This window comes from Streptococcus sp. Marseille-Q6504 (assembly GCF_965111625.1).
The window spans coordinates 262,371-274,312 of record NZ_CBCOON010000001.1 but is presented as its reverse complement, the minus strand read 5'-3'; the positions used below and the strand labels follow the sequence as shown (position 1 = coordinate 274,312).

Sequence of the window (11,942 nt, the reverse complement as noted above, 5' to 3'; positions counted from 1 at the left end):
TCATTCTGCAATCGCTGTAATTGGATCTACTTTAAGTAGACGCGGAAGCGAAATGACGCCACCTAGTAGTGCCATCAAGCAAATGACCAGGCTTAAGACAAAGTATGCCAACCAACTAGGGTAGAAAAAGAAGGTTGCAGGTAAGACTAAAATGACAGCCCAAATAGCTAATAAAGCCAATCCTATACCCAAACCAGATAAGAGAAAGATTTGACAGAAAAGGGACCATACGATGGATTTTATCTGAATCCCTTGCGCTCGCATAATTCCATAGAGGCCTAATTTTTGAATAGTAATGATGTAGATAAAAATTCCTACAATCAGACCTGTAATGACAATCATAGCTATAATCATTCCTGAGAATACATTGACCTGAGGGGTATAGCCAGGAATTTTCGAAATCATTTTTTGAATAGAAATCTGCTTCAAACCATCGCCAGTCACTTCTAAATCATTTTGCAATACCAATGCAGAGATCGAACGATTGCCTTTTGTTATTCCTTGTAAATCCCAATACGTTGTTAAACTTGTAAAGACAACAGGTTCCGTGAAAAATTTATTTTCTCTGGTCAAACCTACAATCTTAAAACTTGTCTCACTTCCGTTGAGTTGAATAGCGTCCCCGAGTTTGATACCGTAATTTTCAAAAGACTGATCCACTACCACTTCTTGGTCATTTTCTGGGTAACGCCCTTCAATCAAGCTTGGCGAGATAAAACTGTCCCACTCTTGACCAAAAATAGAGACATTCATCTTGTCATTACTATTAACAAGGTTTGTCACCGCAAACATGTAGCTTAGGGGAACAGCATCCTTAGACACTTTATCTTTGTAGTCTTTTTCTGGTATAAAGGATGCAGTCAAATTATCATTTGCATAATCGGATAGCACAACTCCTGTTGCTTGCCAATTATCAATAGCAGCCCTGTTATTTCGAACAAGCCCGAGAGCCAAACTGGTCATAAAAAAGACCATAAAAGCAATGAGAAAAATGGTAGTTAGAATTAAACTATAACGCAGTTTATTCTGTAAAATTTCTTTGATAGCAAGATACATGCCAGTCTCCTTTAAGTATTCTGTTGTCGAGGGAACAAATCTCCTCTTTACCATAGCACTAAAGACAGAAAACTATCTCGTCATGAAAAACTAGAATCAATTTAAAAGAATCCTGTCCTTACTTCAAAATTGAATTTATTTGCATCTGTGTATGATTTTTATTCGTTTTAACCATCAAATTTTCCTTGTATATAATATGAGAAAATGATAAAGTTTAAACGGTTTACTCATCCTATCATTTTCCCATCAGCATGTCAAGATTTCCGAAATTGGCCTTGATAACAGATTTTATGCAATTTGTAACAATCCTGTAATAATTCTCTCTTTAAAAAATGATAAAATAGTAATGTACTGTTAAGGAGAGAAATATGCCCGCAAGAAAACTACACCCGTATGAGTTAGAACAAGAAAGTATAAAAGCTGCTCAGTTTCAAGATTATGTCCCAGAAAATACTTCTGTTGCTAGTGTAAAGGAAGTCCTATTTTTTGTAAACATTGCTTGCTTCTGTGTCTTTTTAGCTATCTTTAGTTTTATGTTCTTATCGCTTAAATTGAACACTGTTTTATCATTTGCTTTGGCTATCGGCCTCAGTCTTGTAGCTTTACAATTTCAGCGCACTTTTATCAAGAAAAAATTCAAATAAAAACCTTCGATAAATCGAAGGTTTTTTTTATTTATTCTTTCGTTTTGATGGTGTTGTGATAGCTATCTTGACTTCAAAAATTGTTCCGTTAGGTTTGTTATCTTTCACACTGATAGAGCCTTTTAAGGCATCGACGATCTGCTTAGCTAAAGACAAGCCTAAACCGAAACCACCCTTTTGCCGTGTACGTGCCTTATCAACACGATAAAAACGATCAAAGATTTTCTTTTTATCGGCTACAGAAATACCGATCCCATTATCAGCTACCGTTAAATAGAGGCTTCGTTCTTTCGTTGAAATCTCAAAATATATATCTCCTTCTTCTTCTGTATACTTGACCGCATTGTCAAACAGAATGGTCATCAATTGCTTGAGGAGGAGTTTATCTGTGATAATGGTGCGATGAACACGATTTTGGAAACGAAAAACACGATTATTCTCGGACGCAATCATCTCATAGTTAGTAAAGGTTGTATTAAAGAAGTCTGGCTCTACCTCTCCAAACTCAGGCTTGATTCCATCATCTCTACGTGCCAGATTGAGAAGGTTAGTTGTTAGAAACTTCATATTTCGAACTTCTTCCAAACTAGAAGCGATACTCTCACTTGACTCCATAATAGTCGCCTCTGGTTTTCTAAAAAGAGTTTCCAGACGGTTCTGAAGAACTGCCAACGGAGTCCGTAATTCATGACTGGCATTTTCCACAAAGCTTTTTTGCTTTTGCATACTTTCAAGTAAGGGTTTAACACTGACACGTGCAAGATAAAGACTGGCTAAGATAGATAGAATCCAAAAACTTGCCATTACCACCACGATTAACTGCTCGTGGTTTTGACTAATTTGCTCTAGTTGGCTTGTGTTAATCAGGATAGCAGCATACTTAATATTAGTCGAAACAGAATCAATATTCATTTCCGTTAAGACCACCCGATAAATCTCATCCTGGCCGTAGCTATTCACAACATGAAGTTGTCGGATATGGTTTAAATCCTTTTTATTGAACGTTATTCTGTCTAATCCTAAAAAGCGATTACCAGTCACTAATTGATTCAAATTTGAATCTAGCAAAATCACTTCAGTATTGGAACTCACATTTGGTTTTTTATCAGATGCTGAAGCGACACTGCCACTACCTAAATCCTTAACGTCTTCAGTTGCACGATTGACGGCCAATTGAATGATGTCCTGAGGATTGTTGCTGAGAGATAGCAGTTTCTCATCCACTGATGTGTAGAGACTGGAGTGCATAACCTGCAAGATAATCAAGGTCATGGCAGAGAAAATTAGGGTGAACACACCAAAATTACGAATAAAGTAGCTAAAATCTTCTGCGTACCAATTCTTTTTTAATTTCTTAAACATGTTTTAAAATATACCCAACACTACGCAAAGTTTGGAGATTTTCAGCAAAGGTTGAACCTTTCAATTTCTTACGAACTTTTGATACATAAACTTCTACAACGGAAATGGTTGTGTCACTGTCAAATCCCCATAAACGGTCAAAGATTTGGGTTTTTGGTAAGATGACATTTTGGTTTTGGAGGAAATAGACCAAGAGTTCAAATTCTTTACCAAGCAGCTCAACAGAGGCATCTTGAACCTTAACTTCATTAGTAGATAGATTGACTGTCAAATCACCGTACGTTAAGGTATTTTCGTTAAATTTCCCTGATCGTTTGAGAAGGGCCTGAATACGCATCTTGAGTTCTTCTAGATAAAATGGTTTGGTTAGATAATCATCTGCTCCCAGCTCAAATCCATGTCCTTTGTCATCAAGACTTTCCTTGGCTGTCATGATGAGAACAGGAGTCGAAACACCTTTTTCACGTAGTTCTTTTAAGACTTGGAAACCATTTTTTTCTGGTAACATCAAGTCCAATAGAATCAAGTCATAGACGCCACTTTCAGCCTCGTAGAGACCTTCTTCGCCATCAAATACCTGCATAACATCTGCAAAATCATCCAAAAAATCAAAGACTGAATTTGACAGGCCTAGGTCATCTTCCACTAATAGAATTTTAATCATCAAAAATTCCTCCTTATTATATCCATTATAGCAAAAATATCTTAAAAAAAACTCAACTTTCCTTGTTTTTCTAAGAGAAAGTTGAGTTTTTATATACTATTTAGTCAAGAAGTTTTTAAGCCTTGCCATATTGTGCAACAACTGCTTCAACTGCTGCTTTCTCACGTTTAATCAATTCAACGCGTGCTGCGATATCCTTGATACCCATGCTGATATTACGGCTAAGGGCAAGATCAGAAAGTTGTGGTTCAAAGAAGGCCTTATACTCTGCCAAACGTTGTTCTGTTTTAAAGATATGTGATGGGAAGATGACAAAGCTGTCAAAGCTCATATCTCCACCAAGGGCTGCCTTGATCCAATCCCAGTTTTCACGAGCCCAAACCCAAACAGTTTCTTGGGTAGCTTGGTGTCCAAGGAATTGGAGGTACCATGCTGAAAGGTCTTGTGGTTTCACGACAAATTTGTCCTTCCAAGTTGCAAGAAGAGTTTGGATGTTTTCTGCATCTGTACTGTATGCAAGCGCAGCTGCTAATTGACGTTTGAAAACTGCATCCGTTGCATGAGTGTATAGATCCAGATAAGTCGCCACCAATTCCTTAGTTTCGTGATGTTTGATCTCATTGATAAGAACTTGAGAACGAATGGCTGCCGGAAGACCTGCAAGTTTTTCTTTATGGGCTGCAAAGATTTGACTTGCTGCCTGACTAGCTTCTTCATCATTTGAACGAATCATCATAGAAATGGTCAATTGACGAACCAATTCATCTTCATCAGATTCTCCCTCTTTCGCTTCAAAACCAAGTCTTTCATAGTTGTGACGGGCCAATTTAGCAACCAAAGTGTTAAAGGCTTTCTCAGCTTCTGTTCCTTCATCGATAAAGCGCTCAAGGGCAGAAACAACTTGAGAAACTGCAGCAACAACCAGGTAAGACTCTTCCTTAGCAAGTTTATCAAGCACTGGCAACAAGTCTGCATATGATACATGTCCTGCTTCAGCAAGCAAACGACGTTCTTGGACGATTTGAAGCTTACTTGTGTTATCAAGTTCAACTAATTCTGAAAGGATAGCATCCAGTAATTCACCTTGATAGTCAGTAATGTAGTGGGCAGTATTTTCAGTGTTGAGACGAAGAGCTGTTTTGTTTTCAGCAAGAAGAGCTGCATAACCAGGAATTTCGATGCTTTCAGTTTCGAGTGTATCTGGCAAACCTTTCCAGTTACTGTTAAGGGGTACTACCCAAAGACGATTCTTGTCTTCATGCTCACCGATGAAGAATTGTTTTTGTGAGATCTTCAAAACATCATTTTCAACTGTAGCAGTCAAAACTGGATAACCAGGTTGCTCCAACCAAGAATCCATAAAGGCTGCTACATCACGGCCTGATGCGTGACCAAGGGCATTCCAAAGGTCACGACCAATAGTGTTTCCGTATTGGTGTTTTTCAAAGTAAGCGTGCAAGCCTTTAGCAAAATCAGCATCTCCTAGCCAACGACGAAGCATGTGCATGAGACGGCTTCCTTTAGCATAAACGATAGCAGAGTCAAAGAGTGTATTGATTTCATCTGGGTGTTTGACTTCGACGTGAACAGACTGAACACCATCAGTCGCATCACGTTTAAGAGCGGCTGGCACTCCACTTGTTTGGAAATCTTCAAAGATATTCCAGCTTGGCTCAATCGCATCCACACAGACGTATTCCATCATGTTGGCGAAGCTTTCGTTGAGCCAAAGATCATCCCACCATTTCATAGTTACGAGGTTACCGAACCATTGGTGAGCAAGCTCGTGGGCAATAACGAGGGCTACTTGTTGACGGCTGGCAAAGGTAGAGTTCTCATCTACAACCAAGTAGACTTCACGGTAGGTTACGAGACCCCAGTTTTCCATAGCACCTGCTGAGAAGTCAGGAAGGGCGATGTGAAGAGATTGAGGGATTGGATACTTGACTCCGTAGTAGTCTTCGTAAAATTCAATAGAACGAACAGCGATATCTAGTGAGAAATCGAGGTTTGAAAGTGGATGTGCCTTAGTTGAGTATACACCTACCAAAGTACCATTTTTAGTTTTAGCAGTTACCCCTTGCAAATCACCAGCTACGAAAGCTAGCAAGTAAGAAGACATACGAGGTGTAGTTTCAAACTTCCAGATGCCAGTTTCTTTGCGGTTTTCAACATCGATTTCTGGCATGTTTGACAAGGCAAGTTCGCCTTCTGCTTGGTCAAAACGAAGAGCTAGGTCAAAGGTTGCTTTAGCTTCTGGCTCATCCACACATGGGAAGGCTTCGCGGGCAAAGTGGCTCTCAAACTGAGTCGACAAAACTTCCTTCTTAACTCCATCAACTGTGTAGTATGATGGATAGATTCCTGTCATGTTGTCTGTGATTTTACCTGAAAAAGCAATAACCAATTCAACTGAACCTGCTTCTGTAAGTTCGATATGAAGAGCTTCGTTTTCGTTATCAACTGTAAATGGACGAGCTTGTCCTGCTACTTCAACAGAAGCAATTTCCAAGTCTTTTTGGTGAAGGGAAATACGGTCACTTTTAGCTTGACCAGTAATGGTTACTTTCCCTGAAAAAGTCTTGGTCTCACGACTCAAGTCTAAAAATAAATCATAATGTTCAGGAACAAATTTTTCTATATAATGTTCTACTGCTTGCATCATATTCTCCTATTCTAAATTTATGAGCGAATGCTCTAGTTCAAACATACCTATTTTATCATATTTTTAGTCAGAAAAAAGCTTTGAACGTTCATTTATACAATTTTTGTCTTTTTAAACTCAAATAATAAGAAAACGGTTTTGCGAACGCCTAGAATTTCTATATTTTAAGCCTGTTTTGGGATTTTGTCAAAACAAGTCAAAAAACACCAAAAATTATAGGAAATTCGCGTCATTTTCGTTGACTAATACATACGTTAGTGCTAAAATTAGTGTGTTTGGTATATTAATACTTAATTTATGACAATTATTATGTCTTTTTTAATATATTGCACTTCTATTATTAGTTTTCTTCAGAATCGAATCCAATATTTAAAAAATTCATTAGTTATTTTTTAAATATTGGATTCACGTCCATGAAATAAACTAGCAGAAAATCCCTTTTACGTCTAATCGTTACTCTAAATATAAAGTAGTTGATAACATACGGAGTCTCAGAACTATTGCATTAATTTATTTTCAATGGAGCTGGAGTAAACTGCAATAAAGAAAGGATTTTTCGTCAGAATAGGACTGTCAATTTTATTAAATGATATAAATCAATATTTTGGGTGTTATTACCAAACAAGAAGATTTTATAGAAGAAAGGATTTGGGGAAATTGAAATCTCTATATAAAAAATTATTCGCGTTTGTTGCAATGTTCAGTATAGTTGCTCTTGGTTTTTCAATCATCAAGCCAGTTTCTGCAGCGACTGTTACACCGACAGTAACTAATTTAAAAGCTCAAGCAAATGGACAAAAAGTTACCTTCTCATTTGACTGGGATTTAACAGGTAAATCTGTTAAAGATGGGGACACTTTCACCATTGACGCTCCAGAAGGTGTCAATATCACAGAACTCGCAACGCAATCACTTCAAGCTAATGGTGCTGAAGTAGCGACTATTTCAATGACAAACAAAAAGATTACTTTTACATTCAAAAAAGCAATCGAGTCAATGAACGAAAACGTTAAAGGTGGATTCTCATACAAAGCAGAATGGGATAACACACCAGGAAATCCTGGTAACAAAACAGCTACTTCAAAAGTAGGTTCTGAATCAGTTGTCATCACACGTCCTGACGGTCCTGGCGTATTTGAATCTGTGTTGAACAAGTACAACCTTACTGGTGACTATGTAGCTAAACAATTCAAATTAGATGCATCTGAAAACTATGCATGGATGAATGTTGGAGATGACTACTATCTAACAAAATGGTTCATCCGTATCAACGGAGATGGTAAGAAACAAGCCCTCACAAACCCAGTTGTTAGTGACCGTATCCAAGCTCCATCTGTAGATTACTCAAAAATCACTTTTGCTCCTGCAGCTAATCATGCTGCAAGTGAATTCTTTGTGGGAACTTACTTGAAACCATCATTCACATTGAGAAAAGGTGGACAAGTGGTTGCTTCAGGATGGGACTTCTGGAAACATGTTAAATTCGATGCCGACGGTAATGGATTTACCGTTAATTTATCAGACGTCAGCGATGTTTTCAAAACAGCTACGGACGAAGAATTAATCATCGAATACCAAACATTAATTCCTAAGACTACCATTCGCGTAGATAACAACGCTACATTGAAATCTGACGAAATCACAACTCCTCAAGAAGATCCAGCTTTCTGGAACAACACTGAGTTGAAATTCTGGGTATCTGGTGACACAACTGTGACCGTTCAAAAAGAATGGGTTGGAGACGAAGAATCTGACCGTAAAGATATCACAGTTCAATTGTATGCTGACGGCCAAGCCTTGGAAGGGATGACACAAACTCTTACAAAAGCTTCTGGTTGGCAAGCAGCATTTACTAATTTACCAGGTATCAAAGATGGTAAGAAGATTGAGTACTCAGTAGTGGAAACAAATACACCTGAAGGTTACACTTCTAAAGTTGAAAAAATTGATGATGCAAACGTGATTAAGGTCGTTAACACATCAAACAAACCAACTACAACTTCAACAACCACTACTACGACTACAACTACGACAACTGAGTCTACGACTTCAACTACGACAACTACGACTGAAGAACCTAAGACTTCAAGTACAACTTCAACTACTACAACAACTGAAGAGCCTAAGGCTTCAACTTCAACTACTACAACTACAACTGAAGAGCCTAAGGCTTCAACTTCAACTACTACAACTACGACTGAAGAACCTAAGACTTCATCTTCAACTACTACAACTACGACTGAAGAACCTAAGACTTCATCTTCAACTACTACAACTACGACTGAAGAGCCTAAGACTTCATCTTCAACTACTACGACTACGACTCCAGAAGAGCCAACTAGTCAAAATAGTAGTGAAGAATCAAGCTCTACAACTACAACTCCAGAGCCTACAACTTCAACTACGACTCCAGAAGAGCCAACTAGCCAAAACAGTAGTGAAGAATCAGGCTCTACAACTACAACTACTGCTGAGAATCCAACTCCTGGATCTAATGCTTCAACAACCACTACAACAACTGGAAACAAACCAGGCCTTCCAAATACTGGTGAACGTAATAGCCTAATTGTTTCTGTTGCTGGTGTTGCAATGCTTATCGTAGCTGTAGGAACAGTTTTACATTATCGTAAAAAATAATCAACCAATGTAGAAGTGACTGAATAGGGATTCAAAAGATACACATCTTTGAATACTTTATCCACTAACTTTACTTGTTAGATTCAAAAAAGCGGACATGATTGTCCGCTTTTTGTTTGGCTATTTTATCATTTAAAGTCAGAAAAAAGTTTTGGATAGTGATTTCCAAAACTTTCTTATGTCTGCTTTTTACAAGGGGTAGACCTTGCGAAATTCTTCTAAAACCACCTTGCTGTCAGGTGTAAAAGCCAGACCTGCTTCTCCAAAGCAGTCTTTGAAAAAATCTTCATGAACCTGACGCCAATAGGCCAGAGATTTGTCTCCCTCACCTTCCTTATAGGCATGGTCGGCTGAAACCTGTTTGAAAGGCTGAACGGAAACCTTTGTAATTTCAATAATGCAGACAGCTTGATCCTTACTGCCTAAAATAACATCAAAGGTCCCTTCTTGGGGAAGGGGTTCGTCCTCTAGTGCGTAAAGGTCGTAGGCAGAGGCGGTTGCTGTTTTTTCGCCTGTAAACACCAGTTCCGCTAAAAGGTCTGGATCCACTCCAAAAGCCCAGGCATCTATCTCATCTCCAATCAAGGGGTTAATTTGCTTATAGGCATTCCACATTTCTTGAGGTGTCATGGGTTCTCCTTTGTAATTTTTTACTTTCTTCTTTTACACGTTTGAGATGATCTGGATGGTCAATCTCTAAATTAAAAATCTCTGGAATAGAACTGTAATGGATAATACATTTGATATCCATTTGATTCATTTTTTGTATGAAAGAAGCATTCAGATATCCTGCTACGGCGAAATCTATCTTTTTCGTCCTTGCTTTATTTTGCATCTGTCTCAGCATTTCTAACATAATGGGACTTTCCATATCATGCCATTGACTATTTCTCACAGTGGCAAAAACAAAAGAAGTCAAATCATTCATTCCCACTACAATCTTTGAAATACCAGTTTCCAGTATCCTGTCCAAGTCAAAATAAGCTGACGGCAATTCAATCATTGTTCCAACTTTTCCAGTAAAACCATGCTGGCGCAATACTCTAATAGCTTGTTTTAACTGTTCAGCATCATTCACAAAAGGAAAAATAACAGACAGATTGGGATTGGTTTGATAAACTTCTGTAACGACATATGCCTCAGCCTGAAATTCATCTGGACACGCCAATAAACGCCTAGTCCCTCTATATCCAAATAATGGGTGGCGTTCATTAAAATACTCTTTAGTCCCGTCTAGACTATTTGCTTCTGCATTTGTTAACTCTGAAAAGCGATACCAGACTTCTTCATCTGAGTATAAATGGCAAATAGTGTCTAGATAATCTTTTACAAATTGCTGACAACTTGGTAACAGGATGTTTTGGTTGAGCTCTCTCAACAAGTATTCCCCACGAATCAAGCCGACGTGGTTCAATAACTGGGGATAAACTTTTTCATCAATTCTTTCGCCACTAAAAGCCAGTTGATTTTGCATGTTTTACCTTCCAATTCATGTAAGAGGTCTTGTCCAATTCTGGAAATCCTCGTAACTCTGCCTTCGCCTTCAATACTAATGGTGAGGCATTTTCTTGGGTCATCTGCTCAATAGGGACCCAAATGGTATTTGCTGAATCATTGCTTCCGTCAAAAACTTCCTGAGGAAGGGATTTTTGAGAGCGTTCTAAATCAAGTACAATATCATAAAAGGCCATGATATGATGTACGGCGAAGTCTTGCCCTTCTTCATGAACCAGCACATCATAAATCCTAGGATTTAAATACTGGCTAAGCATATAACCCGTCTCTTCCAGAACTTCTCTCTTGAGGGTTTCAGTCAGTCCCTCCCCTACTTCCTGGCTACCACCTGGTAGGTCAAAACGATGCTGATAGGGGCCTCTCGTTTTCTCAATGCAGAGCAATTTTCCCTCTTGAAGACAGACTCCGTATACCCCAAAGTGATTTTTGATTTCCATCAGATTCTCCTACTTCAAGCTCCAGCCACCATCAATAGTCAAGATTTGTCCCTGCATGGCGCTTGCTTTCCCACTTGCTAAAAAGAGGCTGACTTCTGCCACTTCCTCTGGCTCAATCCAGCGTTTAATAGGTGTTTCACTGGCTACCCAGTCTGCCAGACCACCTGGCTCAAAATCAGCTGCTGTCATACCAGTCTTAACTGCACCAGGAGCAATGCCAAAGACCTGAATCCCAGCTTCAGCATAGTCTAGAGCCAACTGCTTGGTAAAACCAGCTAAGGCGTGCTTAGACGAGGTATAGGCGTGTCCACCACCGCCTGCTAGACTTGAAGCAATGGAACACATATTGATAATGATCCCTTTTTTATTCTCCAGCATTTGCGTTAAATAATAGCGGGTCAACTCTACTGGAGTCACATAGTTGATTTCAAAAATCTCTTGGATTTCCTGGGCAGATTGTTCTAGTAAAGGTTTATAGTCATCTAAAACTCCAGCTGTATTGCAGAGAACATCCACCTGAGGGCACCAGTCAAAAATTGGTTCTAAGTCAAGTGTTAAATCACGTTGTAAAAAGTGAAAGTCACCCTGTAAATCAGGATTTTCACCCTGATCCACTCCAAAAATCTGATAACCTTTTTCTAAAAAGAGTCGAGCTTGAGCCAGACCAATCCCTGAGCTAACACCTGTAATCAATACACGTTTAGTCATGCACTTCCACCCAATCCGTCGCTAAGACATCACAAGGAGTTGGACTCCACATAGAAAAACCTTCTCCTTCACCAGATACGTTGATGAGGAAATAGGGTGTCACTTCAAGGGCGACGCCATTTTGCTCAATGGTATCAAAAAGCTGCACATAGTTTTCAGCCCCACCCCATCCAGTACGTACATATTTCTTTTTTGCCTTTAGTCCAGGTAAAATTTCTTCAAATGTCATGTTTTTCTCCTTTGTTATCTATAAA

The 11,942-nt window shown here is 38.8% G+C and carries 11 protein-coding genes; 2 read left to right on the top strand and 9 right to left on the bottom strand.

Features of this window, described 5'->3' with window-relative positions; all coding sequences use genetic code 11:
- Positions 1-1,056 (bottom strand): ABC transporter permease, encoded by a 1,056-nt coding sequence (locus ACWPUA_RS01325; RefSeq protein WP_414265421.1) that lies wholly within the window; start codon positions 1,054-1,056, stop codon positions 1-3.
- A 368-nt stretch (positions 1,057-1,424) separates the two neighbouring features.
- On the opposite strand from ACWPUA_RS01325, the gene ACWPUA_RS01320 reads away from it, so the two are divergent.
- Entirely contained in the window at positions 1,425-1,700 is a 276-nt protein-coding gene (locus ACWPUA_RS01320) for a DUF3270 family protein (RefSeq protein ID WP_006153244.1), read from the top strand.
- Positions 1,701-1,727: 27 nt separating this feature from the next.
- On the opposite strand, the gene ACWPUA_RS01315 is transcribed toward ACWPUA_RS01320, so the two are convergent.
- From ACWPUA_RS01315 to ACWPUA_RS01305, 3 genes are all read right to left on the bottom strand, one after another.
- On the bottom strand, positions 1,728-3,062 hold the full coding sequence (locus tag ACWPUA_RS01315; RefSeq protein ID WP_006153196.1) for a sensor histidine kinase: 1,335 nt from the start codon (positions 3,060-3,062) through the stop codon (positions 1,728-1,730).
- Positions 3,055-3,726 (bottom strand): response regulator transcription factor, encoded by a 672-nt coding sequence (locus ACWPUA_RS01310; RefSeq protein WP_006153276.1) that lies wholly within the window; start codon positions 3,724-3,726, stop codon positions 3,055-3,057. The genes ACWPUA_RS01315 and ACWPUA_RS01310 overlap by 8 nt, the downstream gene beginning before the upstream one ends.
- Before the next feature lie 115 nt (positions 3,727-3,841).
- Positions 3,842-6,388, bottom strand: a complete 2,547-nt coding sequence (locus tag ACWPUA_RS01305; protein ID WP_006153324.1) for a M1 family metallopeptidase — start codon at positions 6,386-6,388, stop codon at positions 3,842-3,844.
- Between the two features lie 699 nt (positions 6,389-7,087).
- Here ACWPUA_RS01305 and ACWPUA_RS01300 point away from each other — a divergent pair.
- On the top strand, positions 7,088-9,028 hold the full coding sequence (locus tag ACWPUA_RS01300) for a Cna B-type domain-containing protein (RefSeq protein ID WP_454378682.1): 1,941 nt from the start codon (positions 7,088-7,090) through the stop codon (positions 9,026-9,028).
- 189 nt (positions 9,029-9,217) lie between these two features.
- Here ACWPUA_RS01300 and ACWPUA_RS01295 read toward each other — a convergent pair whose 3' ends face one another.
- From ACWPUA_RS01295 to ACWPUA_RS01275, 5 genes are read right to left on the bottom strand one after another with little or no spacing between them, the layout of a single operon-like run.
- On the bottom strand, positions 9,218-9,658 hold the full coding sequence (locus tag ACWPUA_RS01295) for an ASCH domain-containing protein (protein WP_454378680.1): 441 nt from the start codon (positions 9,656-9,658) through the stop codon (positions 9,218-9,220).
- Positions 9,627-10,502: a putative PEP-binding protein gene (locus ACWPUA_RS01290; protein WP_454378678.1), complete on the bottom strand. Its 876-nt coding sequence runs from the start codon at positions 10,500-10,502 to the stop codon at positions 9,627-9,629. Before ACWPUA_RS01290 ends, ACWPUA_RS01295 begins: the two co-directional genes overlap by 32 nt.
- Positions 10,480-10,980: an NUDIX hydrolase gene (locus tag ACWPUA_RS01285; RefSeq protein WP_371500747.1), complete on the bottom strand. Its 501-nt coding sequence runs from the start codon at positions 10,978-10,980 to the stop codon at positions 10,480-10,482. The genes ACWPUA_RS01290 and ACWPUA_RS01285 overlap by 23 nt, the downstream gene beginning before the upstream one ends.
- A gap of 9 nt (positions 10,981-10,989) precedes the next feature.
- Complete coding sequence (locus ACWPUA_RS01280) at positions 10,990-11,688, bottom strand: 3-oxoacyl-ACP reductase (protein ID WP_454378676.1); 699 nt, start codon at positions 11,686-11,688, stop codon at positions 10,990-10,992.
- Positions 11,681-11,917, bottom strand: coding sequence for a DUF2829 domain-containing protein (locus tag ACWPUA_RS01275; protein WP_000141913.1), 237 nt, complete (start codon positions 11,915-11,917; stop codon positions 11,681-11,683). The genes ACWPUA_RS01280 and ACWPUA_RS01275 overlap by 8 nt, the downstream gene beginning before the upstream one ends.
- Between the last annotated feature and the right edge of the window lie 25 nt (positions 11,918-11,942).

Coding starts and splice junctions, on each gene's coding strand:
- ACWPUA_RS01325 (WP_414265421.1), bottom strand. CDS start 1,056: ATGTATCTTGCTATCAAAGAAATTTTACAGAATAAACTGCGTTATAGT.
- ACWPUA_RS01320 (WP_006153244.1), top strand. CDS start 1,425: ATGCCCGCAAGAAAACTACACCCGTATGAGTTAGAACAAGAAAGTATA.
- ACWPUA_RS01315 (WP_006153196.1), bottom strand. CDS start 3,062: ATGTTTAAGAAATTAAAAAAGAATTGGTACGCAGAAGATTTTAGCTAC.
- ACWPUA_RS01310 (WP_006153276.1), bottom strand. CDS start 3,726: ATGATTAAAATTCTATTAGTGGAAGATGACCTAGGCCTGTCAAATTCA.
- ACWPUA_RS01305 (WP_006153324.1), bottom strand. CDS start 6,388: ATGCAAGCAGTAGAACATTATATAGAAAAATTTGTTCCTGAACATTAT.
- ACWPUA_RS01300 (WP_454378682.1), top strand. CDS start 7,088: ATGTTCAGTATAGTTGCTCTTGGTTTTTCAATCATCAAGCCAGTTTCT.
- ACWPUA_RS01295 (WP_454378680.1), bottom strand. CDS start 9,658: ATGACACCTCAAGAAATGTGGAATGCCTATAAGCAAATTAACCCCTTG.
- ACWPUA_RS01290 (WP_454378678.1), bottom strand. CDS start 10,502: ATGCAAAATCAACTGGCTTTTAGTGGCGAAAGAATTGATGAAAAAGTT.
- ACWPUA_RS01285 (WP_371500747.1), bottom strand. CDS start 10,980: ATGGAAATCAAAAATCACTTTGGGGTATACGGAGTCTGTCTTCAAGAG.
- ACWPUA_RS01280 (WP_454378676.1), bottom strand. CDS start 11,688: ATGACTAAACGTGTATTGATTACAGGTGTTAGCTCAGGGATTGGTCTG.
- ACWPUA_RS01275 (WP_000141913.1), bottom strand. CDS start 11,917: ATGACATTTGAAGAAATTTTACCTGGACTAAAGGCAAAAAAGAAATAT.